Source organism: Burkholderia sp. HI4860, assembly GCF_002223045.2.
In the GTDB taxonomy this organism is placed as follows: Bacteria; Pseudomonadota; Gammaproteobacteria; order Burkholderiales; family Burkholderiaceae; genus Burkholderia.
Genome location: NZ_NKFO02000001.1, coordinates 1,889,845 through 1,915,914, shown reverse-complemented (window position 1 = coordinate 1,915,914; position 26,070 = coordinate 1,889,845). Strand labels below are relative to the sequence as shown.

Sequence of the window (26,070 nt, the reverse complement as noted above, 5' to 3'; positions counted from 1 at the left end):
GACCCGCCACGATGAGCGACACCGCGTTTTCCCTTCCGTCCTCCGGGCGCCACGCGCTCGCCGCGCCGCCTCGCCGTGCGGCGGCCGTGAAGCGGTGGTCGTGGCGGCTCGCGCCGTGGCTGCTGCCCGCACTGCTGTTCGCGCTGTGGACCATCGGCAGCGCGCGCGGCTGGATCGCGCCGCAGATCCTGCCGCCGCCCGAGCGCGTGTTCGACGCACTCAAGGATCTCGCGACGAGCGGCGACCTCGTGCGCCACACGCTGATCAGCCTGCAACGCGTGCTGGTCGGCTTCGCCGCCGGCACGCTGCTCGGCTTCGCGACCGGCGTCGCGCTCGGGCTGTCGCGCACGCTGGAAGCCTACGTGCTGCCGAGTTTCAACGCACTCGTGCAGATTCCGGTGCTCGGCTGGCTGCCGTTCCTGCTGCTGCTCGTCGGTGTCGGCGAGCCGCTCAAATACCTGCTGATCGCGCATGCGGCGCTCGTCCCCGTCACGCTGAGCACATTGCAAGGGTTTCGCCAGACGCCGCCCGCGCTCGACGAAGTCGCCAGCGTATTCGGCTACACGCGCCGGCAACGCATCGTGCACGTCGTGCTGCCCGCCGCGATCCCGACGCTCGCGACCGGTGTGCGGCTCGCATTCACGAAGTCGTGGCTCGCGCTCGTCGTCGTCGAGCTCGTCGCATCGTCCGAAGGGCTCGGCTACCTGATCGTGTACGGGCGGCAACTGTTCCAGCTCGATCTCGTGATGGCGGCCGTGATCGTCGTCGGCGCGGTCGGCCTGGCGATCAACCGGCTGCTCGATGCGCTCGAAGCGCGCTTGCGCCGCGGCGTGCCGTCCGCGTTCCGCGGTTGAACTGCTGCTGCCCCCGCCCGCGCAACCGAAGGAGTCCTACCCTTGACGTATCCCTCCGCCGCGCCTGACGCCACCCCGCCCGCCACCGCGACCGCCCGCCGCCTGCGCGCCCCCGACTGGCGCGGCTTCGTGCTGCCGCTCGTCGCGTTCGCGCTGTGGTGGGCGATCGCGTCCGCGCACCTGGTGACCAGCGGGCTGCTCGTCGGCCCCGCCGACGTGCTGCGCACCGCATGGGTGCAAGCCACGAGCGGCGCACTCGGCCGCGCGCTGTCCGCGTCGCTCGCGCGTGAAGCGTGCGGCTTCGTGCTCGGCGCGACAGGCGGGCTGCTGCTCGGCGCCGCGCTCGGACTGTCGCGCGTCGCCGCGCGCATGGTCGGCCCGAGCTTCGACACGTTCAAGCAGATCTCGCTGTTCGCGTGGATTCCGCTGATTTCCGTGTGGTTCGGCCTCGGCGACGTCGCCAAGGTCGTGTTCCTGTCGCTCGCCGCGCTGCTGCCCGTCGCCGCGCACACCTGCGACGGCATTCATGCGGTGCCGCGCGCGTATGTCGACGTCGCCCGCGCGCTGCGCTACTCGCGGCTCCAGCTGGTGCGCTACGTGATCCTGCCGGCCGCGCTGCCGTCGATCTTCACCGGGCTGTATCTCGGCCTGATCTATTCGTGGCTCGCGACGCTCGGCGCCGAATACCTGCTGGTCGCCGGCAGCGGGATCGGCAACACGCTGATCGACGGCAGCGAACAGTTCCGCATGGATCTCGTGCTGTTCGGGATCATCGTCGTCGGCGTGACCGGCTGGGCGCTGAACGCGATCGCGCGTGCGATCGAACGCAAGGTGCTGGCCCGGCGCGGCGACCTGGCGCGCTGATCGCCCGTTTCTTTCTCGTCACCCTCTTCCTCGCCCCGCCATGACGACCCTCGCCTCCGATTCGCTCGACATCCTCCACGTGAGCAAGCATTATGCGCAACGCGGCGCCGCGCTCGCCGTACTTGACGACGTGTCGCTGCACGTGCGCGCCGGCGAATTCGTGACGATCGTCGGCTCGAGCGGTTGCGGCAAGTCGACGCTGCTGCGGCTGATCGCCGGGCTCGATACCGATTACGCGGGCGAGATCCGGGCCGGCGCCGAACGCGTGCGCGACACGTCGCTGCAGCGCGGGATCGTGTTCCAGGATCACCGGCTGTTCCCGTGGCTGACCGTCGCGCAGAACATCGAGGCCGCGCTGCGCAACGCGCCGCTCGATGCGGCCGCGAAGCGGCGCGCGGTGGCCGATCACATCGCGCTCGTCGGGCTGAACGGCTTCGAGCACGCGTATCCGAACCAGCTGTCGGGCGGGATGGCGCAGCGCGTCGCGATCGCGCGCGGCCTCGTGAACCGCCCGCGCGTGCTGCTGCTCGACGAACCGTTCGGCGCGCTCGACGCGCAGACACGCGCACGGATGCAGAACGAACTGCTGCGCATCTGGGAACAGGAGCGCATCACGATGATTCTCGTCACGCACGACGTCGACGAAGCCGTGTATCTCGGCGACCGCGTCGTGACGATGGCCCCACGCCCGGGCCGTATCGAACGCATCGTCGATGTCGCGTTGCCACGCCCGCGCCGGCGCGATTCGCCGGAATTCGCGCGATTGCGCGACACCGTGCTCGCCGATTTCGACGACCACGAACCGCCGGGCGACGATCGCCCGGGCGGTAAGCGCATCGACACGCCGCGCCCGCACCGGATCGGCGAATGGCGGCTTGCGTGGTAGCGCGCATGCCGCACCGCATTGCTCAGCACGACGATGCATATCGATCATCGCTGCGCACACGCTAAGGTTGTGACGATTCATCGGTTCCGATTGCGCGCGGTCCCTGCTTGAATGGAGACTCGCCCGACCCGACTCCAGGAGACTCCCGATGTCCGAAGTCCAGCACGCCGCTCACCCGTCTTCGCATGCTTCGCACGCCGCGCCGCGCACGGCCGCCACGCCGCTCCAGCTTCGCCAGGTCGCCGGCCGGATCGGCGCCGAGATCGCCGGCGTGCGGCTGTCGGGCACGCTCGACGACGCGACGTTCGACGCGATCCAGGCCGCGCTGCTGCGCCACAAGGTGCTGTTCTTCCGTGGCCAGCAGCATCTCGACGACACCGCGCAGGAAGCGTTCGCACGCCGCTTCGGCAAGACCGTCGCGCACCCGACCGTGCCGTCCGTCGACGGCAGCGCGCATCTGCTCGAACTCGATTCCGCGCACGGCGCGCGCGCCAATTCGTGGCACACCGACGTGACCTTCGTCGATGCGTACCCGAAGATCTCGATCCTGCGCGCCGTCGTGATTCCGCCGTTCGGCGGCGACACCGTGTGGGCCAACACGGCCACGGCGTACGCGAACCTGCCCGACCCGCTGCGCGCGCTCGCCGACACGCTGTGGGCGCTGCACACCAACGCGTACGACTACGCGTCGACGCACGTGCATGCCGACGACTCGCAACTGAAGCGCTACCGCGAAGTGTTCACGTCGACCGTCTACGAAACCGAGCACCCGGTCGTGCGCGTCCACCCGGAAACCGGTGAACGCACGCTCGTGCTCGGGCATTTCGTGCAGCGGCTCAAGGGGCTGTCGGCGCAGGATTCCGCGCACCTGCTGCAGGTGTTCCATGAACACGTGACGCGTCTCGAGAACACCGTGCGCTGGAACTGGCAGGAAGGCGACGTCGCGATCTGGGACAACCGCGCGACGCAGCACTACGCGATCAACGACTACGGCGATGCGCGCCGCGTCGTGCGCCGCGCCACCGTGCACGGCGACGTGCCGGTCGGCATCGACGGCCGCCAGAGCGTCGTGCTGAAGGGGCCGGGCGCGACGCTGCAGTAATGCCCGTGTCGCGCGGCGGCGGCGCTCCGTGCGCGCCGCCGCGCCTGCCCCCCCGCTTTTCGCTACCGGACACCGACCATGCCCTTCCCGCCGCCGGACCGACGCGCACCCGCGCAACGATGTCGGCCCTCCGCCCCCTCCACTTCCGCCAGGAGCGTCACATGAGCGCCCTACTCGAACCCGCCGCCCAGCCGGTCGACGTGATTCCGCTGTCCGCCCATATCGGCGCGGAAATCCGCGGCGTCGATCTCACGCAACCGTTGACCACGCCGCAGATCTCCGCGATCCGCGCCGCGCTGCTGAAATGGCGCGTCATCTTCTTTCGCGAGCAGTTCCTCACGCACGAGCAGCATGTCGCGTTCTCCGCGCAGTTCGGCGAGCCGACGGTCGGCCACCCGGTGTTCGGGCACGTCGACGGGCATCCGGCCGTCTACTCGATCGCGAAGCACCGCAAGGCGACACGCTTCGAAGGCGAACCGGTGCGCCGCCCATGGACCGGCTGGCACACCGACGTGACGGCCGCCGTGAACCCGCCGTGGGCGTCGATCCTGCGCGGCGTGACGATCCCGCCGTACGGCGGCGATACGCACTGGACGAACCTCGTGCGGGCGTACGAAACGCTGTCCGCGCCGCTGCGCGGCTTCGTCGACGGCCTGCGCGGCATTCACCGCTTCACGCCGCCGGCCGGCGCGCGCGCCACCGGCGCGTTCGACGACGCGGTCGAACGCCGCCCGCTCGTCACCGAGCACCCGCTCGTGCGCGTGCATCCGGAGACCGGCGAACGCGCGCTGTACGTGAGCCCGAGCTTCCTGAAATCGATCGTCGGGCTGACGCCGCGCGAGAGCCAGGCATTGCTCGAACTGCTGTGGGAACACGTGACGCGGCCGGAATTCACGATCCGCTTCAAGTGGGAACCGCGCAGCATCGCGTTCTGGGACAACCGCGCGACCGCCCACCTCGCGCCCGTCGACATCTTCGATCTCGACTTCGATCGCCAGCTGTATCGCACGACGCTCATCGGCGACGTGCCGGTCGGCCCCGACGGCCGCCCGTCGGTCGCGCTCGAAGGCTCGCCGGTCGAAGCCGCGGCGGCGGTCGCGCTCAACTGAACCGAACCGCTCTGCCGGTAACCGGCGCGCACCGTATCGCGCCGGCCTTTCCCTTCATCGCACCGCGCGGACGAAAACACTTGTCCGCGCGGCCCGCCTGTCAATCCAGCCAGACCCCGTCGAAGCGATGCCCGCCGAGCGGCGAGAACGCCAGCCCGTGCACGCGCTTGGAGATCGGCAGCGACACGATCGACGTCGCGATCGGCGTGAACGGCACCTGGTCCTTGAACACGACCTGCGCCTGCTCGTACAGCGCCGTACGCTTCGCGACATCCCCATTGGAACGCGCCGCGTCCACCAGCTTCTCGAAATCCTGGTTGCACCACTTCGCGAGATTGCTGCCGTGCACCGCGTCGCAGCCGAGCAGCGTGCCGAGCCAGTTGTCGGGGTCGCCGTTGTCGCCCGACCAGCCGTACAGGATCGCGTCGTGCTGCCCGTCGTGCTTCGCGCGGCGATTGTATTCGCCCCATTCGTAGCTGACGATCTTCGCGCGCACGCCGATCTTCGCCCAGTCCTGCTGGATCAGTTGCGCCATCAACTGCGCGTTCGGGTTGTACGGGCGCTGCACGGGCATCGCCCACAGCGTCAGGTCGAAGCCGTTCGGGAAACCGGCCTGCGCGAGCAGCGCCTTCGCGGCCGCCGGGTCGCGCGGCGCATCCTTCAGGCGCGGGTTGTACGACCATTGCGCGGGCGGCATCGGGTTCGTCGCGATCTTCGCGTCGCCGTTGAACACGGTCTTCACGATCGCCGCCTTGTCGATCGCGATGTCCAGCGCGCGCCGCACGTCGACGCGATCGAGCGGCGCATGCTGCGTGTTGTACGCGACGAAGCCGACGTTGAAACCCACCCCCGAGAACAACGTCAGCTTCGGGTCGCGCCGCACCGTATCGAGATCGGCCGGCCGCGGGAACGCCGATACCTGGCACTCGCCGGCCACCAGCTTCTGCAGGCGCGCGGCCGGATCGGGCGTGATCGCGAACACGAGGCGCGCGAGCTTCACGTCGTCCGGCTTCCAGTAGTCGGGATTCGCGTCGTAGCGGATCAGCGCGTCCTTCTGGTACGTGCGCAGCAGGAACGGCCCCGTGCCCACCGGGAACTGGTTGATGTCGGCCTCGCGATGGCGCGCCGCGAGCTGCGACGCATACTCGGCCGACAGGATCGACGCGAACGCCATCGCGAGATTGCGCACGAACACGACATCGGGTGTCTTCAGCACGAAGCGCACCGTGTAGTCGTCGACCTTGTCGATGCGCTCGATGTTGCGGTCGAAGCCGAGGTCGCTGAAATACGGGAAGCTGACCGGATAGGCCTTGCGGAACGGATCGTCGGGATCGAGCATCCGGTGGAACGTGAACACGACGTCGTCGGCCTGGAACGGCCGCGTCGGCTTGAACCACGCGGTGGTCTGGAATTTCACGTCGCGCCGCAGGTGGAACGTGATCGTGCGCTGGTCGGGCGACACGTCCCAGCTCGTTGCGAGCGCCGGCTCGAGATCGAGCGTGCCGCGCTTGAACTGCACGAGCCCGTTGTAGACCGGGTACGTGCTCGCATCGAAATCGGTGCTCGTCGTATGCTGGCCCGGATCGAAGCCGGCCGGGCTGCCTTCGGTGCAATACACGAGCGTCTTGCCGGACGGCGCGGCAAGCGCGTGCGTGGCCGCGCCGGCGAGCAGCAGCGACGCCGCGAGACAGCGCAGGGCGATCGCGGCATGGGGGACGCCACGCACACGACGCGCGGCTGACGAAACGAAAGCGTTTTTCATGGTGACGGGGACAGGACAGCGCTGTCATACAAATGAAGACGGCCGATCTTCGCGCGCCTCCCGCCGATCGCTTACCAATTAATTTCGCGTTGCTTATCGTGGTGGATGCATCCCGCTGCCCGTGCATGAAAACGTCCACGCGAACGTCGGGCGGCCGTCTCGCGCCGCCGTCTTCCGGCCCCCTGCAGACTCGCCCGAAATGGCGCATCGTATCGGCTGGCCAACGCCGGCGCCGGCGCGCCGGGATTCGCCCGGGCGCGCCGCGCCGCCGATTCCAGGAGGACACACGATGCCCGTCAGCTCCGAAACGTCTGCTCGCCCGGTGAAGACGCCGGGCCCCGATCACCCGATCACGGTCGAACTGCACCCGCGGCGCGTCGTGGTCAAGGCGGCCGGCAGGGTCGTCGCGGATACGCGCCGCGCGCTGGCGCTGCGCGAGGCCGCCTACCCGGCGGTGTTCTACATCCCGCGCGAGGACGCCGACCTGACGCTGCTGCAACGCACCAACCACGCGACGTACTGTCCGTACAAGGGCGACGCGGCGTACTACTCGATTCCGGTCGGCGGCGAGCGCGCCGTGAATGCCGTCTGGACCTACGAGGCGCCCTATCCGGCCGTCGACGCGATCCGCGGGCACCTCGCGTTCTATCCGGATCGCGTCGATTCGATCGAGGAAAGCCCCGCCGGCTCCGATTGAGGGTCGTGACAGCCGTTCGTCGGATGCCGGGCGGCCGCGCGTGCGCGTGGGCGCATTCGTCGGCACGGCGCGCCGTGCCGACGGGTTCCCGTGCCGATCACCGGCCCGCACCCGCCCACCGAGCCCGCCGCTGATTTGCATATGCGGATTCGTTGGTTGGCCGCCGGCCTGAGCGGCCGTATCGTCCTGAATCCGGCGCGGGCCGGCCCGTGGCGCGCATCGTCCGCATCGGGCCGCGCCCTGCGCCGGCCGCGCCGTCTCTCGCGCGCGGCCCGTGAACCCGCCCGCAGGACGCTTCGATGAACGACACACCGCACGCAGACGTTGAACCGACACCCGCAAACCCACATCGCCGCCAGTGGCTGCAAGGCGCGGCCGCCGGGCTGGCCGGGCTCGCGCTCGGCCCGCTCGCGGGCCTGCCGGCTCATGCGCAAGACAGCGGCACGCGGCTGCGCGTCGGCTTCCAGAAATACGGCAACTTCGTCGTGCTCAAGGCGCGCGGCACGCTGGAGAAACGGCTCGCGAGCCAGGGCGTCACCGTGCAGTGGCTCGAATTTCCGGCCGGCCCGCAATTGCTCGAGGGCCTGAACGCCGGCGCGATCGACGTCGGCACGGTCGGCGAGACGCCGCCGATCTTCGCGCAGGCGGGCGGCGTCGATTTCGTCTACATCGGCAACGAGCCGCCCGCGCCGCAGGGCGAGGCGATCGTCGTGCTGCCCGATTCGCCGATCCGCAACGTCGCGCAATTGCGCGGCAAGAAGGTCGCGTTCAACAAGGGTTCGAACGTCCATTACCTGCTCGTGAAGGCGCTCGAACATGCGGGGCTCACGTATGCCGACATCCAGCCGATCTACCTGACGCCCGCCGACGCCCGCGCCGCGTTCGTGCAGCGCAACGTCGACGCATGGGTGATCTGGGATCCGTACCTGGCCGCCGCCGAGCGGCAGATCGGCGCGCGCGTGATCGCGAACGGCGAAGGGCTCGTGCGCAATACGCAGTACTACCTCGCCGCGCGCAAATACGCGGCGGCCCACCCGCAGGTCATCCGCGCGCTGCTCGACGAAGTCGACGCGGTCGACCGCTGGGCGCGCGACCATGTGCCCGAAGTCGCCACGCAACTGTCGCCGCTCGTCGGCCTCGATGCACCGACGCTCGAAGTCGCGCTCAAGCGCGCCGGCTACGGCGTGCAGCCGATCACCGACGCGACGCTCGCGTATCAGCAGAACATCGCGGACTCATTCAGCGCGCTGAAGCTGATTCCAGGCAAGCTGTCGGTCGCAAGCGCACGCTGACGCGCCGGTGCCGGTGCCGCTAACGCTCGGCGCGGTACGCGCGAATCAGCGCGCGGCGGCCGCGCCGATGCGCCGCCATTCGTCGTAGTCGGCGACGAGGCCCGCTTCGTCGACCGTGATATCGGCCGCATACGTGCCGCTTTCGTAGCGGTACACGCGCTCCGCCGTACGCGTATAGCGCTGCTCGCCGCGCACGAACGCGACATCCGGAAAGCGCAGCCACGCCGTGCGAATCTCGGCCGATTCGCCGACGGCGAGCCCCAGCCGCCGGATCGGCAGCGTATTGGTCGACGGACTGAAGCCGAGATCGATATCGGTCGCGCCCGCGAGCGCCGGCGCATCGACGCCATCGATCGTCCACTGCCCTGCATCGCACGCGATGTCCCATTGCCGTGGCGGCGCCGTGCCGTTCCACCGCGTCACGCGCGCCGAACGGGTAAGCCAGTCGGCGCCGCATGCGATCGTGTAATCGATGCGAAACGGCGAGCCGTCGATCGCACCCGACACCGATCCCGACAGATCGACTCCCGTTCGCGATTCGACGAGCCGGCACCATTCGGCTGCCTGCCACGTCTGCACGATCTGCCATGCGACGCAGCGCGTGCGCACCGCGTCATCCTGTTGCGTCATGTCGTCGTCTCCCGTCGATCGCACGGATGCCGATTGTCCCCCATCGCACCGGCGAACACACGCGGCTTCGCCGACCGATGGTCAGTATCGGTTCGCCGCGTACCATTCGGCAGCGCTGCTTTGATACCATCCGTCGATCGGCATCAACCGGAACCGGACAAGGGGCGCGACTTCATGGATTTGCTGGCGACGATGCGCATCTACGTGAGGGTCGTCGAGCGCGGCACGATGTCCGGCGCGGCGCGCGATCTCGATATGGGCCAGCCGGCCGTCAGCGAGCGCATCGAGCGGCTCGAGAAGCATCTCGGCACACGGCTGCTGTTGCGCAGTGCCCGCACCCTCACGTGCACCGAAGAAGGCCGGATCTTCTACGAACGCAGCAAGGAACTGCTCGAAGCGGCCGACGACGCGGTCGCGTCGGTGTCGAAGACGGAGAACGCCCTCGACGGCACGATCCGGCTCGCGGCGCCGCAGTGCATCGGCGAGGTCGTGCTGCCGGGTGTGCTGATGCATGTCCGCAGCGCGTATCCGAACCTGCACATCGACCTGGTCCTGAACGACGACATCGTCGATCCGGTCACGGAAGGCGTCGACATCTCGATCCGCGTCGGCCAGCTCGGCGACGGCGGGTTCGTCGCGCATCCGGTCGGTGCGGTCGGCCGCCGGCTCGTTGCCGCGCCGTCGTATCTCGAGCGGCACGGTCCGATCGACACGGCGGCCGATCTGGCGAACCATCCGTTCGTCCGCGTGAAAGGCGTCTTCACGAGCGAACGGCTGCCGCTGCGGCGCGACGGCAACGCGCTCGACTATGCGCGCATCCGCACGATCATGACGACGAGCCACTGGCGCCCGATGTTCGACACGATCGTGGCCGGCGGCGGCATCGGCGTGGTCCAGCAGCCGGCCTGCGCCGACGCGCTCGCGTCCGGCACGCTCGTCGAGCTCCTGCCGCACTACGTGATTCCCGACTTCGCGCTCAACGTGCTCGTGCATGCGCAGCGGCCGCTGCCGCCGCGGGTGCGGGCCGTCGTCGACCTGCTGAAGCAGGACCTCCCGCCGCTGCTGGCCCGCCCTGCCCGATAACGGCGGCGAGCGCCGCCCCCGTCACGCCTGCAGCGACTTCCCCGGCTCCTTCACGTGGGCATCGACTTCCATCTGGTAGAAGCGCGCGCTGACGAAACCGAACAGCGTCCAGCCCAGGAACACGCACAGGCCGCCGAGCATCAGCGCCTGCTCGCCCGAGCTGAACAGCGCATAGAAGCTGTACGCGGTCGCCACCATCGCGATCACGTTGGTCAGCAGCGCCTTCGCCGGCGGCACCTTCGCGACCTTCTGGATCGTGATCAGCGCGGCCATCGACATCACGTAAGGCACGAGGTTCGTGACGACCGCGAGATCGACGATCTTCTGGAACTGGCTGCTCAGCTCCGGGCTGATCGTCATCAGCGCCAGCGCGACCTGCGCGACCAGCAGGATCACCATCCCGACGATCGGCGTGCCGGTGCGCGTCGCACGCGCGAACACCGGCAGGAAGTAGCCGACGTCCGCCGAGCTCTTGAACACCTGCGCGACCGTGAACTGCCAGCCGAGCAGCGAGCCGATGCACGCGATCACCATCAGCGCGGTGACGATCGTGCCGACCGTCGGCGTGAACATCGTCGCGAACGCGATGCCGAACGGTGCGTTCGACTTCGCGAGGATCGCGTTGGGCACGATCCCCGCGATCACGTTGGTCGACACGATGTAGAAAATCGCCGACGCGATCGTGCCGCCGAGCACGGCGATCGGCACGTTGCGCTCCGGATTCTCGACGGCGTCCGAGTTCGCACACGCCGATTCGAGCCCGAGGAACGCCCACAGCGTCACCGCGATCGAGCTGCCGACGGCCGGCCCGAACGGCAGGTTGTTAGGATTCCATGCGGCGCCCCAGGTCGCGCCGCTGAACCAGAACCAGCCGATCAGCGACACGACGACGACCGGAATGATCACGCCCCACACCGTCACCGCGCCGATCCGGCCGGTGATGCGCGAGCCGCCGAAGTTCGCGACCGTCGTCAGCACGAGCAGGAAGATCGTCCACAGGCCGGTCTGCAGCGGCGACAGCGTCGCGTCGAACAGCACGGTGCCGTAGCCGACCGCCGTGACGCCGATCGCGACGTTGGCGATCACGAGCGACAGCCCGTACGTGTAGTTCGCCATGTAGTTGCCGGCCTTGCCGAACGCGTATTCCGCGTAGCCGCCCATCCCGCCCGGCTTGCGGCTCAGCATCCCGCAGCGTGCGAACGCATAGGCCAGCGCGAGCGAGCCGCCGGCCGTGACGAACCACGACAGCAGCGAGATCGTGCCGACCTGCGCGAGCTTCGACGGCAGCAGGATGATGCCGGAGCCCATCATGTTGACCGCCGTGAGGATGGTCAATTGCCAGACGTTCATCCGGTTCTTCGGCGCGGCCGCGGTGGCCGCGCCGGACATGCGCGCTGTGTTTTCCATGATGTCGATCCCTCGATGTGAGGCCGCCGCGCGGCCGGTCGCGCGTTCAGGCCGTCAGGCAATACACGCGGTACGTGCCGTCCTCGACTTCCACGCCGTGCGTATCGTGCGCGAAGCCCGGGAAGCGCCGGTCGTACGCTTCGAGCGCCTTCAGGTAACCGAGCACCGGGCCGTCCGCCGGCCCCGCGTTCTCGCCCGGCATCAGCAGCGGAATGCCCGGCGGATACGGCACGACGCCGGTGGCGACCGTGCGCCCGGCCAGTTCCTCGAGCGTGACCTGCTCGACGCGGCCCTGCACCAGATGCTCGTATGCGCGCACCGGGCTCATCTCCGGCTTCGGCAGGATCGAGAACGCTTCCGACATCAACCGCGTCGTGCCGAGCTGCTCCATCGCCGCGAACATCGTGTCGGCCAGGTCCTTCAGCCCCATGCCCGCATAGCGCGAGCCATGCGCCTTCGCGAGCGACGGAATCGCCATGTCGAGCGGCAGGTTCGCGTCGTAGTCGCGCTTGAAGTCGCACAGCGCGCTGACGAGCGAGCCCCACTTGCCCTTCGTGATGCCGATCGAGAACAGGAACAGGATCGTGAAGTCTGTGGTCTTCTCGACGACGATCCCGCGTGCATCGAGATACGCGGTCACGACGCTCGCCGGAATGCCGACCGGCATCAGCCCGCCGGCCGGCGCGACGCCCGGCGTGACGATCGACACCTTGATCGGATCGAGCATGCAGTAGCCGTCCTCGATATTGCCGAAGCCGTGCCATTGCGCGCCGGGGCGCAGCACCCAGCACGACGGGTCGCTCGCGAGCAGCTCGGACGGCGCATCGTGGAACGGCAGCGTGCGGCCGGTGCGCGTCTCGAGCACGGTGTCGGGCTGCCAGCACTCGAAGAACCAGTCGCCCTTCGCGCCGAACTCGCTGTTCATCCGCGTGATCATCTGCCGGAACGCGACGGCCTCCTCGATCGACTCGTGCGTGAGCGCCGCGCCGCCGGGGCCGTCCATCATCGCGGCCGCGACGTCGTTCGACGCGATGATCGCGTAGTTCGGCGACGTCGACGCGTGCATCATGAACGTTTCGTTAAACTGACCATGTGGAATCGGGTTGCGGCCGTCGCGCACGTGGATGTACGACGCCTGCGACAGCGCGGTCAGCAGCTTGTGCGTCGACTGCGTCGCGAACACCGTGGGGCGGTCCGCACGATGGTCGCGCGGGTCGCCGTGCATCGCGTGGCGATCACGGTAGATCGGGTTGAAACGCGCATAGCCGTACCACGCTTCGTCGAAATGCAGCCGGTCGACGCTCGCGCCGAGCAGCTCCTCGACGCGCGCGACGTTGTAGCACAGGCCGTCGTACGTCGAGTTGGTGACGATCGCGTGCTTCGGCTGGCGATCGGCCAGCCCGGCCGTGAGCGGGTTCGACGTGATCGCCTCGCGGATCGCCGCCTGCGTGAGGCGCTCCGACGCGATCGGCCCGATGATCCCGTAGCGGTTGCGCGTCGGCACGAGGTAGGTCGGGATCGCGCCCGACATCGTCATCGCGTGCTCGGCCGACTTGTGGCAGTTGCGGTCGCACAGCGCGATCTGGTCGCGGCTCACGCTCGCCATCAGGATGATGCGGTTCGACGTCGACGAGCCGTTCGTCACGTGATACGTGCGATGCGCGCCGAACACGCGGGCCGCGTAGCGCTCGCTTTCGCCGATCGGGCCCGAGTGGTCGAGCAGCGAGCCCAGCTCGCCGACCGAGATCGACAGGTCGGAGCGGAACAGCGCTTCGCCGAAGTATTCGAAGAATGCGCGGCCAACCGGCGATTTGAGGAAGCCCGTGCCGCCCGTGTGGCCGGGCGTATGCCACGAGTATTCGTAGACGCGCGAGAATTTCGCGAGCGCGCCGAACATCGGCGGCAACACGGTGGCGCGATAGCGTTCGATCGCCGCGTGGATGCGCCCGCCGATGAAGTCGGCCGTATCCTCGAGCAGCCACACGAAATCGTCGACCTGCCCCATCACCCTGGACGGCACCGACGATGCGACGCTGCGGTCGGCCAGCAGGAAGATCGGCACGTTGGCGTTACGATGCCGGATCGCGTCGACCACGGCCTCGGACGGCCCGTGGCCGTCCACGCCGAGATCCCAGTCGAGCAACACGCACTGGATCGAAGGATCGGAACGGATCAGCATGATCGCGTCGTCGGCCGAGGTGGCCGTGAGCACGTCGATGTCGCGCTGCACGAGCTCCGCGCTCAGCGTGCGGACCGCACGCCCGGTCGCGGTTTCCTGCGTGATCTCGTCATCGACCAATAACGCGCGCAGGCCGAGACGACGAATGCCACCGACGGACGTATTCATGTTTTTGCCCTCGTTGTTCCGATGCTTCGTTGGGTTTAATTCGTCTCACGAGCACGCGGACAGCAGGCCACGGGCGGCGGCATGAGACGCTCGCAAATCCGGTTTGATTCGCCATCCAATTCGGAGCCGACTATGCCATAGATGTCTTTTGATGAAAAGCAGACGATTCGGCGAAACGATCGATCGTTTTCAAATCGCGTTTCACGATCGGTTCATTTTGATGTGCAATGCAGCACGCCGATTTCCGATTATTTGATCGATCTCATCCGGCAGTCGGATTGCCGATTCCGGTCGATTGAATTCGCCGGGTTTTGTTGCTACGATCGGCTGCGCCGTGCCTTGACCGGCGGCGGCTGCGCCGCGCCGCGCAAGGCGCCTTCGTGCGGCGCGCCATTCGGCATTCAGCATTCGCGGGAGCGTTTCAATCGGCTGCAGCGCGTGTCGGATGACGCGGATCGCGCGCCCGTGCGAATGCGGCTCTCGTTTTCCGCACATTTACGGGAGAGTTCGCGTGAGCCTGTTGAAAATCGCAGTCGAGCCGGCGCTGATTGGCGCCTTCCTCACCACGCACGAACAGGTCGACGTATTCCAGACCGATTTCACGAATATCGCGGCAATCGTCGTCGGAATCGATTCAGCGCAACAGGTGCTTAAAACCGTCGAAAGAACCGGATTCGCGATTCCGTTTTTCGTCGCGGTCGAGCCGGACCAGGAAGTGCCGCCGTCGATCCTGCCGAGCGCGAGCGGCGTGATCCAGCTCCGCCATGGCGGACGCCACTACTACGGCCGGCAGATCTCCGCCGCCGCCGACATCTACAGCGAGAACCTGCTGCCGCCGTTCTTCAAGGTGATGCGCGAATACGTGCAGCGCGGCTATGTCGAATTCGACTGCCCCGGCCACCAGGGCGGCCAGTTCTTCTCGAACCACCCGCTCGGCCGGATGTTCTTCGACTTCTTCGGCGAGACGATCTTTCGCGCCGACCTTTGCAACGCCGATGTCCGGCTCGGCGACCTGCTGATCCACGAAGGCCCCGCGCTGGAAGCGCAGCGCAATGCCGCGCGGATCTACAACGCGGACAAGACGTACTTCGTGCTGAACGGCACGTCGACGTCGAACAAGGTCGTCACCAGCGCGCTGCTCGCGCCCGACGATCTCGTGCTGTTCGACCGCAACAACCACAAGTCGGTGCACCTCGGCGCGCTCGTGCTGTCGGGCGCGCGGCCGGTCTACCTCGAGACCGCCCGCAACGCGTGGGGCCTCATCGGCGGCGTCGACAGCGCGGCGCTCGACGAAACCCGTATTCGCGACGCGATCCGCGACGTCGCGCCGGAGCGCGCCGGCCTGCCGCGCCCGTTCCGGCTCGCGGTGATCCAGCTCGGCACCTACGACGGCACGATCTACAACGCGCGCGAGATCGTCGACCGGATCGGCCATCTGTGCGACTACATCCTGTTCGATTCGGCGTGGGTCGGCTACGAGCAGTTCATCCCGATGATGCAGGACTGCTCGCCGCTGATGCTCACGCTCGGCCCCGACGATCCCGGCATCTTCGTCACGCAGTCGGTGCACAAGCAGCAGGCCGGTTTCTCGCAGACGTCGCAGATTCACAAGAAGGACAGCCACATCGAAGGCCAGAAGCGCTTCTGCGATCACCGACGCTTCAACAACGCGTATATGATCCATGCGTCGACGAGCCCGTTCTACCCGATGTTCGCCGCGCTCGACGTCAACGCGCAGATGCACGCGGGCCCGGCCGGCAAGCGCCTGTGGCGCGACTGCGTCGCGCATGGCGTCGATGCGCGCAAGCTGCTGCTCAAGACCTGCCGCCAGATCCGACCGTTCGTTCCCCAGACTATCGACGGCCGCCCGTGGGCCGACTACCCGACCGAGCAGATCGTCGACGACCTGCGCTTCTTCCGCTTTCATCCGGCCGACACGTGGCACGGCTTCGAGGGTTATGCGGACGACCAGTATTTCGTCGACCCGTGCAAGCTGCTGCTGACGACGCCCGGCATCGATCGCGACACGCACGCGTACGCGGCGTTCGGCGCACCGGCGCCGATCCTCGCGCGCTACCTGCGCGAGCACGGCGTCGTGCCCGAGAAGGCCGACCTGTACACGATCCTGTTCCTGCTCACGCCCTCCGAAAGCTTCGGCAAGCTGCAGCATCTGGTCGCGCATCTCGCGCAGTTCGAACGCCATCTCGACCAGGACACGCCGCTGCGCGAAGCGATTCCCTCGCTGTGCGAAGCGTATCCGGCGCTGTACGGCGACATGCGCCTGCGGCAGCTGTGCCAGCGGATGCACGACTTCTACCGCAGCCACGACATGAAGCACCTGCAGAAGCTGATGTTCCGGCGTGCGCAGTTCCCGAAGCAGGCGATGCTGCCGCAAGCCGCGAACGCCGAACTGATCCGCAACAACGTCGAGCTCGTCACGCTCGATCGCATCGAAGGCCGGATCGCGACGGAAGGCGCGCTGCCCTATCCGCCCGGCATCTTCTGCGTGGTGCCCGGCGAAAGGTGGGGCGGCCCGGCGCTCGACTACTTCCGTGCGCTCGAAGCGGGGATCAACGCGCTGCCGGGTTTCGAGCCGGAAATCCAGGGCGTCTATCTGCACACGCGGCCGGACGGTACGAAGCAGGCGTCGGCGTACGTGGTGGCGGCCGGCGCCGACGCGTCGAGCGCGTAACGGCGGCCTAGCGGGCGGCCTGGCGGTTGGCCTCGCGCCGCTCGCGGTCCTGCGCGCATCGCGGGACATGACGGGCGGCGCGACCCGCCCGCCGCATCACCACGCCTGCCGGTAGATCTCCAGCGCGTCGGCCTCCGTCACCTCGCGCGGATTGTTCACGAGCAGGCGCGTCTGCAGCATCGCATCCGATGCCATCCTCGGCAGGTCGCCCTCCCCGATGCCGACCTCGCGCAGCGTGCGCGGAATGCCCGTCGCGACGATCAGCCGGTCGATCTCGGCGATCAGCGCGTGCGTGCGCGCTTCATCGCTGCCCGTCGCCGACGGTGCAACGATCGACGCGAGTTCCGCATACAGCGGCGCGGCGGCCGGCGCGTTGAACCGCAGCACGTGCGGCAGCACGAGCGCATTCGACAGCCCGTGCGGCACATGGAAGATCCCGCCAACCGGATAGGCGAGCGCGTGCACGGCCGCGACCGGTGCATTCGCGAACGCCTGCCCCGCGAACATCGCGCCGACCAGCATCGCCTCGCGCGCGTGGCGGTTCCGGCCGTCGTCGCACGCCGCGAGCAGGTTGCGCGACAGCAGCGTCAGCGCGTGCACGGCCAGCATGTCGGATACCGGGTTCTTCAGGCGCGCGGACGTGTAGGCCTCGATCGCATGCACCATCGCGTCGATGCCCGTCGCGGCCGTGGCCGCCCGCGGCAGGCCGAGCGTCAGTTCGGCATCGAGGATCGCGACGTCCGCGAACAGGTGCGGCGACACGACGCCCATCTTGCGCGCCTCGCCGACCGTGACGATCGACACGGCCGTGACTTCCGAACCGGTGCCGGCCGTCGTCGGCATCTGCACGAGCGGCAGCCGCGCGCTCGTGACCTTGTCGACGCCGTACATGTCGGCCAGCGCCTGCTCCCCCGGCGCGAGCACCGCGATCAGCTTCGCGACGTCCATCGACGATCCGCCGCCCAGGCCGAGCACGATCTCGGCATCGGCCGCGACGGCCCGCTCGGTCGCTTCCAGCACCACGTGCTCGGGCGGATCGGCGATCACGTCGTCGATCACGGTGACTTGCCAGCCGTGCGCGGCGAGGCTCGCCAGCGCGGGCGCGAGCACGCCGCTGCGATGCAGGAACGCGTCGGTGACGACACAGAGCCGCACGAGCGCCGGAAAGCGTTCGCGCAACAATGTACCGAGCCGGCGCGCGGCGCCGAATTCGACGACCTGCGTCGGAACGGTACGGAATTGAAACGGGTTCATCGGGTGCCTCCCGGTGGCGTCGCCGCGCCGGTGCCGGGCTGCACCATGTAGCTGGACACTTCGCGGCGATCGAGCAACGGAATGATCGCGCCGAACCCGATCCGCTGGAAATGCGGCGTTTCCCGATGCACGTCGAGACCGTCCGCGTCGCTGTAGCGTTCGAGGATTACGACGTGGTCGGGATCCTCCGGCGACCGGAAATACGCGTAGTCGAGATTTTTCGGCTCGGCGCGCGTCAGCGGCGCGAGCTCCGCGAGCAATTCGACCACGCGGTCGCCGTTGCCGGGCTTGGCGTGGAAATGCGCGATGACCTGCAGGTAAGGTTCGTTCATGTTGCGCTCCGGGTTCGACTGGCGGCCGTCACGACGGGGACGCACGCCATGCGCGGCGAACCGGAGGGATTCGAACGCGACGGCGCAACGCCGTGTCACTGGCGGGTCGTCGCATTGTATTGAATCGGCGCGGCCTTCGCAGTGCCGCCACCGCGCCACGAAAAACAGCGCCGGTCGCCATTGGCCGCTACTCGCGCGACACGCCGACTACCACGGCACCGTCCGCCCCAGATAGTCGAGATACTCGAGCCCCGGGCGCCCACGCTTTGCGATCAGCACGTCGACGAGGCTCGGCACGCTTTCCTCGATCGTCAGGCGCGCATCCGGCCCACCGAGTTCCGTGCGGACCCAACCGGGCGCCATCAGCACCATCGCGCGCCGCGTATCGGCCTGGCGCGCCGCGAAGCTGCGCATGAACTGGTTCAGCGCGGCCTTGCTGCCGCGATAGACCTCGCGCATCCCGTTGACGTTGTTCGCGACGCTGCCCTGCCCCGACGACATCGCGCCGATCAGGCCGTCCGCGGTCACGAGATCCTGCAGCGTCTCAATCACACGCATCGGCGCCAGCGCATTCGTCACCATCACGCGCACGAATTCGTCGGTCGTCACTTCGCCGATCGTTTCGGTGGGCTCGTTCGTCGTTCCCGCGTTCACGAACAGCATGTCGAAGCGCCGGCCCGACAGCCGCTCGCGCAGCGCGGCCAGTTGCACCGGTTCGCAGATGTCGAGCGTCTCGATGTCGAGCCGGCCGTCGAACCGGTCGGCGAGGTCGTGCAGCTTCGTGCGCCCCGATCCTGCGCGCACCGTGCCCGTTACGCGCCAGCCTTTGTCCAGGAACGTCTCCGCCATCGCGAGCCCGAGGCCGCGCGAGGCCGCGACGAGCAGGATCGTAGGTACATTCGCGTTCGATACTGTTGGTTGCATGGTTTCCGCCTTTGCCGGGATTCGTCATGCAGCCACTATAGGTGCGCACTACGACAGGCGCCAGACGCACCGGACTCAACCTATAGTTGCATCCAGCGCCATATGAGATCGCACGAAGGCGTATCCTGTCGCCATGGAAGACATCGACCTGAATCTCGTCACCGCGCTCGACGTGCTGCTGTCGGAAGGCAGCGTGACCGGCGCCGCGCGCCGGCTTGGCCTGAGCACATCGGCCATGAGCCGCACGCTCACGCGGCTGCGGATCTCCACCGGCGACCCGTTGCTCGTGCGCGCCGGGCGCAGGCTCGTGCCAACACCGCACGCCGCCGCGTTGCGCGACCGCGTGCACGCGATCGCGAGCGATGCGCGCGCGGTGCTGCGGCCGGCGACGGCCGACGTGGACATGGCGACGCACGCATCCACGTTCACCATCCGCGCGGCCGCCTCGTTCATGGAAATGCTGTCCGGCCCGGTGGTCGCCGCACTCGGCGAAATCGCGCCGCAGGTGCGCGTCCGCTTCGTCCCGAAGCCCAACCGCGATCCGCAAGCGTTGCGCGACGGCACCGTCGACCTGGAAATCGGCAAGCGCGGCGACGATGCCCCCGAACTGCACACGCGCATGCTGTTTCACGACTGGCACGTCGCCGTGGCGCGCGCCGGGCACCCGCTGTTCGCATCGGGCAGGATCACGCCCGCGCGCTATGCGGCCTGCCGTCACGTGATCGCGTCGCAGCTGGGCGATTTCGGCGGTCCGGCTGACGACTCGACCGACAAGACTGGCCCGAGCCACTCCGTGCACGTCGTCGTACCGGGCTACCCCAATGCGATGCGGGTCGCGGCCAGCACCGACCTGATCGCGCTCGTGCCGCGCTCGAGCCTCGGCAACGCGTTCTCGCCGGGGCTCACGGAGGCGCTCGGACTGCGCAGTTTCGAGATCCCGGTGCGCCTGCCCGAGATCCTCGTGTCCGCGCTGTGGCATCCGCGCATGCACGGCGACCCCGTGCACCGCCGCCTGCGCGATGCGGTCATCGCCGTCTGCCAGCACGCGTATCCGGAGGGTCGCGCGCCGCGCCCGCCGGCACGTCGCACCGGCACGCGCGCGGCAGGCTGACGCGCGGCTCAGACCAGCCGACCGCCGCCGTCGATGTGCAGGATTTCGCCATTCATGAAGCCGTTGCCCAGCAGGAACGCGATCGCTTCCCCCACTTCATCGGCGCGCCCGACACGGCCGCCGGGCAATGTCGCCGCCGCGCCCGCGAGAATCGCCTCGCGCGCTTCCGCACCAAACGCGTCGTAAAGCGGCGTCTCGACGAAACCGGGTGCCACCACGTTGACGCGAATCGGCTTCAGCTCCAGCGCGAGCGATTGCGCCAGCGCCTCGACCCCGCGCACGGCGGCGGCAATGACGGAAACGCCCTGCGCAGCCGGACGATCCGACAGTTGCCCGCCGGTCAGCACGATCGAGCCGGTCGCGGGCATCAGCGGCAACGCAGCGCGGATCGCGTAGACTGGCCCGGCGATACGCTCCTGCCACGCGGCGAGCAGGTGATCGGGATCGGTCTCGTTCAGCTTGCCGGCAATGAACCGCCCGGCCGTGACGACCAGGTGATCGACGCGCGTGATCGTGCCAAACACGGCCTCCACTGCCTGCCGGTCCGCGATGTCGGCCACCGCGACGCGCGCGCCGCCGATCGCCTGCGCAGCGGATTCGAGCGTCGCGCGGGTCCGGCCGACCAGCGTGACGCTGGCGCCTTTCGCCTTCGCGGCGGCCGCGGCCTCGAGGCCGATGCCGGAACTCCCGCCGAATACCACGACGTGCGCACCGTCCAGTGCCGAAGATTGCGTTGCCTCGTTCATGTCGACTCCTCATCAGGGATTGAAGGTTCGCGAACGTTAGGTCATTCTCCATTGCGCAGGAACGTGGGAGACTTGAATAAGGTTCATGCCCGAAAGGAATAAGATGGATTCGTTGCGATCCATGCGCGTGTTCGTCCGCGCCATCGAACTCGGCAATTTCTCGGCGGTCGCGCGGGAGGAAGGCACCGGCCAGCCGACGATCAGCAAGATCGTCGCCGCATTCGAGAAGGAACTGGGCGTTCGCCTGCTCGAACGCTCGACCACGAGCCTCGCGCCCACCGACGAAGGCCGCCGGTTCTACGATCGCTGCAAGCGCGTGATCGACGAATACGCGAGCGCGGTGGCCGAGGTGCGCGGGCAAACGGTGCGGCCGGTCGGCAAGCTGGTCGTCAATGCGCCGCTGGGGCTGGGTGAGCTGAGACTGAACGCGCTCGTGCTCGAATTCCTCGCTGCGTGGCCGGAAATCGAAGTCGAACTCCAATTGACCGATCGCGTGATCGACCTCGTCGAAGAAGGCGTCGATGTCGCCATTCGCCTCGGCCAGCTGCTGCCGCCGGATGCTGTGGCGCGCCACATCGCGTCGTCGCCGCGCCTGCTGGTCGCCACGCCCGCGTACGTAGCGCGGGCGCCGAAGCTCCGCCGGCCGGACGACCTCGCGAAGCACGCGTATGTCGGCTACGCGCGCGCGGACATCGGCAACGAACTGGCCTTCGCGCGCGGCGGCGAGCAGGTCGTCGTTCCGGTGCACGGCCGGTATCGCGTGAACAGCTCGATGGCGCTGCGGGAATGCTTCCTGGCCGGAAACGCGGTGGGCAGCGGGCCCGCGTGGCTCGTTCAGGACCTGATCGACAGCGGCCAGCTCGTCCGGTTGCTGCCGAAGTGGGACATGGTGCCGCCGCATGCGCTGCACCTCGTCTATGCGTCGCGCCGGTATCTGCCGCTGCGGACCCGCACGTTCCTGCAATTCATGGAGCAGCGGATTCCCGAGCTGCCCGGGTTCCATGCGACCACTGCCTCGACTGCCATCCCGACCGCCCCCGCGTCGCGGCAGGCCCGCTGACCGGCGCTCGCCGCGGCCACGGCCGGCCCGCGCGTCGATCCGCCACCGTTTTCCCGATCCGCCGAATCCCCGCTATTGCAGCGGCGCCGGCGGGCCGTTCGGCTAAAATGCCGCACTTTCCACCTTGTCCGGCCCGCTCGCCATGCAACCCGCCTCTCCCGCCCAACCCGCCGCCCACGGCGCCGACGCCGCCGATTCGGCCCGCGACCTCGTCTACGGCCCGAACGACCGGCCGGCGCCGATGGTCGCCTTCGTCGCCGCGCTGCAGCACCTGCTGGCGATCATCGTACCGATCGTCACGCCCGGCCTGCTGATCTGCCAGGCGCTCGGCGTGTCCAGCCGCGATACGACCCTGATCGTGTCGATGTCGCTGGTGATTTCCGGCATCGCTACCTTCGTCCAGTGCAAGCGTTTCGGCCCGCTCGGCGCCGGCCTGCTGATCGTCCAGGGCACGAGCTTCAACTTCGTCGGCCCGCTGATCGCCGGCGGCAGCCTGATGGTCAAGCAAGGCACGCCGGTCGAGACCGTGATGGCCGCGATCTTCGGCGTCGTGATTGCCGGGTCGTTCGTCGAGATGGGCGTATCGCGCATCCTGCCGTTCGTGAAGCGCCTGATCACGCCGCTCGTCACCGGCATCGTCGTGCTGCTGATCGGCCTCACGCTGATCAAGGTCGGCCTGATCAGCATGGGCGGCGGCTTCGGCGCGATGGCCAAGGGCACCTTCGCGAGCGCGGAGAACCTGACGCTGTCCGGCCTCGTGCTCGGCACGATCATCCTGCTGAACCGCGTGCCGATCGTGTGGGTGCGCAGCACCGCGCTCGTCATCGCGCTCGTGATCGGCTATCTCGCGGCCGCGTTCCTCGGCCGCCTCGATTTCACCGGCATGCACCAGGCCGCGCTGTTCCAGGTTCCGACGCCGCTGCACTTCGGCATCGGCTTCTCGTGGGCGCTGTTCGTGCCGATGCTGATCATCTACCTCGTCACGTCGCTCGAGGCGATCGGCGACGTCACGGCCACCAGCAAGATCTCGAACGAACCGGTCGAAGGCCCGGTGTGGATGCAGCGGATCAAGGGCGGCGTGCTCGTGAACGGCGCGAACTCGCTGCTGGCCGGCGTGTTCAACACGTTCCCGAGCTCGGTATTCGCGCAGAACAACGGCGTGATCCAGATCACCGGCGTCGCCAGCCGCTACGTCGGCATCTGGATCGCGGGGATGCTCGTGGTGCTCGGCCTGTTCCCGGTCGTCGCCGGCGTGCTGCAGGCCGTGCCGGAGCCCGTGCTCGGCGGCGCGGCGATGGTGATGTTCGGCGCGGTGGCCGCATCGGGCATCAACATCCTCGCGGGCGTCCATCTCGATCGTCGCGCACTGCTGATCATCGCGGTGTCGCTCGCGCTCGGCCTCGGCGTGTCGCAAGTGCCGGACATCCTCAACAGCCTGCCGCACGCGCTGAAGAACGTGCTGGAATCGGGCGTGGCGACGGGCGGCATCTGCGCGCTCGTGATGAACTGGTTCCTGCCGGAAAAGAAGTAACGGCGGCACGCCTGACCGGCTCCCACTCGAGCCGCGCTCCCGGTGCATCGGGCGCGCGGCTTTTTTCATGGCGGACGATATGTCCCGCATCGAGGCATCGAGGCATCGAGGCATCGAGCGATAACGTCGCCCGATTCGAAGCGAAGGGCGGAACCCATCGCGCACTTCATGCCGACGCTCGACCCTGGGCGCGGACGACCGGGCGCCTGCCGGGCATGGATTCGAACCTGCGAAACGCAGCGGCGGCGTGGCCGGACACGCAACCGTGACGATCGATCGTCAAACCACGTCAGACGCGCTTTGCCGATCGATCCGCGATGGTTAGAATTGCTTCATGCCTCAAACCCTAGCGCCCAATTCCGCCCCTGAAGCGAGCACCGTCCCGGTCAAGGAACGCGCGACCATCGTCTGCTACCGCGGCGAACAGGTCTTGCTCGTTGCCCGAGCGGCGTCGCGCTGGGCCCTTCCCGGCGGCACGATCAAGCGCGGGGAAACGCCGCTCGATGCCGCACATCGCGAGTTATGCGAAGAAACCGGCATGACCGGCCAGCCGCTCGTCTACTCGATGCAGTTCACCGGCCTCGCCAAAATCCATCACGTGTTCTTCGCGGAAGTCGGCCCGGACCAGACGCCGCAAGCAAACAACGAGATCGAGAAATGCAAGTGGTTTCCGGTCGACGGCGTCGAAGGGTTGCGCGCCAGCATTCCGACGAAGCGCATCGTCGAACTCGTTTATCAACACGAAATCAGCAAGACGTAGCGCGACGGGCGAGCATATTCGCGAGCCGGCAAACCGGCCCGGATCGTCCTGCGTGGATCGGCAGCGCGTATGCGCTCAATGCGGACGCCTTCTTCGCAACTCGTGTGTCGCATAGACGACCAGGAAGATGCCGAGCATCGCAATACCGGACGCCATGAAGTCGTTCGCGCTTCCCGAGCTTTGCAGGGACGTCGGGAAAATGCCGAGACTCAATCCTGCGACAGCAAGAAGCAATCCTGCAGCCACACCCCAGATCGGTCCGGTGGTCTTGTCGATTTTATTTTTCATACTGCACCCGTCTACAGTCATTACCTGAACGGTATCGGCAAGGGACGCCGCGTCTACCTTCAGTGATTCGACTATAGCCCGGAAAAAAATCGCAAACTTTTAGTGCTTTTCCCGATCAAGTTTTGGCAATTGCAATCGCCGGTGCTGTCGTGCAATTGCACGTTGATTGAAGCGCGTCGAGTCGACAAGAAAACGGGGTGGCGGAAGGCAGCAGGAGTCGAACCTACCCGGGAGTGTCTGACACCCCCAACTGGATTTGAAGTCCAGCCGTACCACCGGATACGCATGCCTTCCCTACGAGGAAGAACACCCGGCAGACGGCACATTTACCGGAGTTGAAGTGATCGGCCCAGACAGGACGCCTCAGCGATCGAGCCAGCCTGACAGGCGTTCGGAATGGTCCGCTACGTGCGCAACCCAAGCACGTCGAGGTAGGCGTCGAGCGAGCGCTGCACTGACTCGGCCACCAGGCGCGTGATGCCGCTGTAGTCGGCGGTCGTGCATGCCTCGTCCAGCGTATCGTAGTAAGCCAGCCGGTCTTCCTTGCGAATGACCGCCGGCGGATAGCCAGACTTCATCAGTTCGAAATTCAGGAGCAGCCGCCCCGTTCTTCCATTGCCGTCGACGAACGGATGGATCTTCACGAACCGCGTATGCAATTCGGCAGCCCGTGCCACGGGATGCATCGCGCCCGCCTGCGTGTCCCAATCGATGAGCGCGGCCATTTCAGCCGGCAAATGCAGGAAATCCGGGGGTGTCGTGCTTGCGCCTGCGATCACGACGTTCTCCCGGCGATACCTGCCAGCCTCGCCGTCGTCGATCCCCTTCAATACCAGCGCATGAATATTCCGGATCTGCCACTCCGACAGCGTCTCCTGCTTGCCGACGATTTCTTCGACATAGAGAATCGCGTCGCGATGATTGGTGGCCTCGAAATGCTCGCGCAGCGACTTTCCGCCGACGGTAATGCCTTCGAGTACGACCTTCGTTTCCCGCAATGTTAGCGTGTTGCCTTCGATCGCATTCGAATGGTAAGTCCACTCCAGCATCAGCTTTTCGCGCAATGACGCCAGCGTGTGCGGCGGAAGTGGACGCGCCGCGTCCAGCTTTGCCTTGTCGGCATCGACGGCTTCCAGCAGAAGCGATACGGACGAATCCATGAAATCACCAAAATCGACCAATGCGCGCCATTTTACTCCGCGTCGGGAATGGCGAATGGCGGAAGGCAGCAGGAGTCGAACCTACCCGGGAGTGTCTGACACCCCCAACTGGATTTGAAGTCCAGCCGTACCACCGGATACGAATGCCTTCCGTGGGGAAAAGAACCCAAAGAACAACG

The 26,070-nt window shown here is 67.6% G+C and carries 24 protein-coding genes and 2 tRNA genes; 13 read left to right on the top strand and 13 right to left on the bottom strand.

What is annotated here, in order from left to right:
* Window positions 1-11 precede the first annotated feature (11 nt).
* The 5 genes from CFB34_RS08545 to CFB34_RS08525 all read left to right on the top strand — a co-directional run bounded on the left by CFB34_RS08545 (window position 12) and on the right by CFB34_RS08525 (window position 4,815).
* Complete coding sequence (locus CFB34_RS08545; protein WP_089442886.1) at window positions 12-854, top strand: ABC transporter permease; 843 nt, start codon at window positions 12-14, stop codon at window positions 852-854.
* A gap of 42 nt (window positions 855-896) precedes the next feature.
* Window positions 897-1,718, top strand: coding sequence for an ABC transporter permease (locus CFB34_RS08540; protein ID WP_089442887.1), 822 nt, complete (start codon window positions 897-899; stop codon window positions 1,716-1,718).
* A 40-nt stretch (window positions 1,719-1,758) separates the two neighbouring features.
* Entirely contained in the window at window positions 1,759-2,604 is an 846-nt protein-coding gene (locus CFB34_RS08535; protein WP_089442888.1) for an ABC transporter ATP-binding protein, read from the top strand.
* Window positions 2,605-2,752: 148 nt separating this feature from the next.
* Window positions 2,753-3,706 carry a TauD/TfdA family dioxygenase gene (locus tag CFB34_RS08530; RefSeq protein ID WP_089442889.1) on the top strand — a complete coding sequence of 318 codons (954 nt, stop codon included), beginning with the start codon at window positions 2,753-2,755 and terminating at the stop codon, window positions 3,704-3,706.
* A gap of 161 nt (window positions 3,707-3,867) precedes the next feature.
* Window positions 3,868-4,815 (top strand): TauD/TfdA family dioxygenase, encoded by a 948-nt coding sequence (locus tag CFB34_RS08525; protein ID WP_089442890.1) that lies wholly within the window; start codon window positions 3,868-3,870, stop codon window positions 4,813-4,815.
* Window positions 4,816-4,915: 100 nt separating this feature from the next.
* Here the strand turns inward: CFB34_RS08525 and CFB34_RS08520 are convergent, their stop codons facing one another.
* A complete protein-coding gene (locus CFB34_RS08520) occupies window positions 4,916-6,577 on the bottom strand; it encodes an ABC transporter substrate-binding protein (protein ID WP_089442891.1) in 1,662 nt (553 codons plus the stop codon).
* Between the two features lie 289 nt (window positions 6,578-6,866).
* Here CFB34_RS08520 and CFB34_RS08515 point away from each other — a divergent pair, with 289 nt between their 5' ends.
* Window positions 6,867-7,274 (top strand): DUF427 domain-containing protein, encoded by a 408-nt coding sequence (locus CFB34_RS08515; RefSeq protein WP_089442892.1) that lies wholly within the window; start codon window positions 6,867-6,869, stop codon window positions 7,272-7,274.
* Between the two features lie 299 nt (window positions 7,275-7,573).
* Window positions 7,574-8,566 (top strand): sulfonate ABC transporter substrate-binding protein, encoded by a 993-nt coding sequence (locus CFB34_RS08510; protein WP_089442893.1) that lies wholly within the window; start codon window positions 7,574-7,576, stop codon window positions 8,564-8,566.
* A 45-nt stretch (window positions 8,567-8,611) separates the two neighbouring features.
* Here CFB34_RS08510 and CFB34_RS08505 read toward each other — a convergent pair whose 3' ends face one another.
* Window positions 8,612-9,196, bottom strand: a complete 585-nt coding sequence (locus CFB34_RS08505; protein ID WP_089442894.1) for a putative glycolipid-binding domain-containing protein — start codon at window positions 9,194-9,196, stop codon at window positions 8,612-8,614.
* A 174-nt stretch (window positions 9,197-9,370) separates the two neighbouring features.
* Here CFB34_RS08505 and CFB34_RS08500 point away from each other — a divergent pair, with 174 nt between their 5' ends.
* Window positions 9,371-10,279 carry a LysR family transcriptional regulator gene (locus tag CFB34_RS08500; RefSeq protein ID WP_089442895.1) on the top strand — a complete coding sequence of 303 codons (909 nt, stop codon included), beginning with the start codon at window positions 9,371-9,373 and terminating at the stop codon, window positions 10,277-10,279.
* A 21-nt stretch (window positions 10,280-10,300) separates the two neighbouring features.
* Here CFB34_RS08500 and potE read toward each other — a convergent pair whose 3' ends face one another.
* From potE to CFB34_RS08485, 3 genes are all read right to left on the bottom strand, one after another.
* Window positions 10,301-11,686, bottom strand: coding sequence for a putrescine-ornithine antiporter (gene potE / locus CFB34_RS08495; protein ID WP_089442896.1), 1,386 nt, complete (start codon window positions 11,684-11,686; stop codon window positions 10,301-10,303).
* A gap of 46 nt (window positions 11,687-11,732) precedes the next feature.
* On the bottom strand, window positions 11,733-14,033 hold the full coding sequence (locus CFB34_RS08490) for an Orn/Lys/Arg decarboxylase N-terminal domain-containing protein (protein ID WP_089442897.1): 2,301 nt from the start codon (window positions 14,031-14,033) through the stop codon (window positions 11,733-11,735).
* Between the two features lie 201 nt (window positions 14,034-14,234).
* Complete coding sequence (locus CFB34_RS08485) at window positions 14,235-14,441, bottom strand: hypothetical protein (protein ID WP_143329522.1); 207 nt, start codon at window positions 14,439-14,441, stop codon at window positions 14,235-14,237.
* Between the two features lie 103 nt (window positions 14,442-14,544).
* On the opposite strand from CFB34_RS08485, the gene CFB34_RS08480 reads away from it, so the two are divergent.
* Entirely contained in the window at window positions 14,545-16,725 is a 2,181-nt protein-coding gene (locus CFB34_RS08480; protein ID WP_089442898.1) for an ornithine decarboxylase, read from the top strand.
* 96 nt (window positions 16,726-16,821) lie between these two features.
* On the opposite strand, the gene CFB34_RS08475 is transcribed toward CFB34_RS08480, so the two are convergent.
* The 3 genes from CFB34_RS08475 to CFB34_RS08465 form a co-directional block, all read right to left on the bottom strand.
* On the bottom strand, window positions 16,822-17,979 hold the full coding sequence (locus tag CFB34_RS08475) for an iron-containing alcohol dehydrogenase (protein WP_089442899.1): 1,158 nt from the start codon (window positions 17,977-17,979) through the stop codon (window positions 16,822-16,824).
* The gene (locus CFB34_RS08470; RefSeq protein ID WP_089442900.1) at window positions 17,976-18,311 is read right to left on the bottom strand and encodes a putative quinol monooxygenase; all 336 of its coding nucleotides are present in this window, start codon (window positions 18,309-18,311) and stop codon (window positions 17,976-17,978) included. Before CFB34_RS08470 ends, CFB34_RS08475 begins: the two co-directional genes overlap by 4 nt.
* A gap of 207 nt (window positions 18,312-18,518) precedes the next feature.
* A complete protein-coding gene (locus tag CFB34_RS08465; protein WP_089442901.1) occupies window positions 18,519-19,235 on the bottom strand; it encodes an SDR family oxidoreductase in 717 nt (238 codons plus the stop codon).
* 133 nt (window positions 19,236-19,368) lie between these two features.
* Here CFB34_RS08465 and CFB34_RS08460 point away from each other — a divergent pair, with 133 nt between their 5' ends.
* Complete coding sequence (locus tag CFB34_RS08460) at window positions 19,369-20,346, top strand: LysR family transcriptional regulator (RefSeq protein WP_089442902.1); 978 nt, start codon at window positions 19,369-19,371, stop codon at window positions 20,344-20,346.
* Window positions 20,347-20,354: 8 nt separating this feature from the next.
* On the opposite strand, the gene CFB34_RS08455 is transcribed toward CFB34_RS08460, so the two are convergent.
* Window positions 20,355-21,092 (bottom strand): SDR family oxidoreductase, encoded by a 738-nt coding sequence (locus CFB34_RS08455; RefSeq protein WP_089442903.1) that lies wholly within the window; start codon window positions 21,090-21,092, stop codon window positions 20,355-20,357.
* Between the two features lie 103 nt (window positions 21,093-21,195).
* On the opposite strand from CFB34_RS08455, the gene CFB34_RS08450 reads away from it, so the two are divergent.
* The 3 genes from CFB34_RS08450 to CFB34_RS08440 all read left to right on the top strand — a co-directional run bounded on the left by CFB34_RS08450 (window position 21,196) and on the right by CFB34_RS08440 (window position 24,443).
* The gene (locus CFB34_RS08450; RefSeq protein WP_089442904.1) at window positions 21,196-22,152 is read left to right on the top strand and encodes a LysR family transcriptional regulator; all 957 of its coding nucleotides are present in this window, start codon (window positions 21,196-21,198) and stop codon (window positions 22,150-22,152) included.
* 142 nt (window positions 22,153-22,294) lie between these two features.
* Window positions 22,295-23,683: a nucleobase:cation symporter-2 family protein gene (locus tag CFB34_RS08445; RefSeq protein WP_089442905.1), complete on the top strand. Its 1,389-nt coding sequence runs from the start codon at window positions 22,295-22,297 to the stop codon at window positions 23,681-23,683.
* 334 nt (window positions 23,684-24,017) lie between these two features.
* Complete coding sequence (locus tag CFB34_RS08440) at window positions 24,018-24,443, top strand: NUDIX hydrolase (RefSeq protein WP_089442906.1); 426 nt, start codon at window positions 24,018-24,020, stop codon at window positions 24,441-24,443.
* A gap of 75 nt (window positions 24,444-24,518) precedes the next feature.
* Here CFB34_RS08440 and CFB34_RS08435 read toward each other — a convergent pair whose 3' ends face one another.
* From CFB34_RS08435 to CFB34_RS08420, 4 genes are all read right to left on the bottom strand, one after another.
* On the bottom strand, window positions 24,519-24,731 hold the full coding sequence (locus CFB34_RS08435) for a hypothetical protein (RefSeq protein ID WP_089442907.1): 213 nt from the start codon (window positions 24,729-24,731) through the stop codon (window positions 24,519-24,521).
* Between the two features lie 198 nt (window positions 24,732-24,929).
* Window positions 24,930-25,025, bottom strand: a tRNA-Sec gene (locus CFB34_RS08430).
* Between the two features lie 110 nt (window positions 25,026-25,135).
* On the bottom strand, window positions 25,136-25,891 hold the full coding sequence (locus tag CFB34_RS08425; RefSeq protein WP_089442908.1) for a Fic family protein: 756 nt from the start codon (window positions 25,889-25,891) through the stop codon (window positions 25,136-25,138).
* A 56-nt stretch (window positions 25,892-25,947) separates the two neighbouring features.
* Window positions 25,948-26,043 (bottom strand) — tRNA-Sec (locus tag CFB34_RS08420).
* Between the last annotated feature and the right edge of the window lie 27 nt (window positions 26,044-26,070).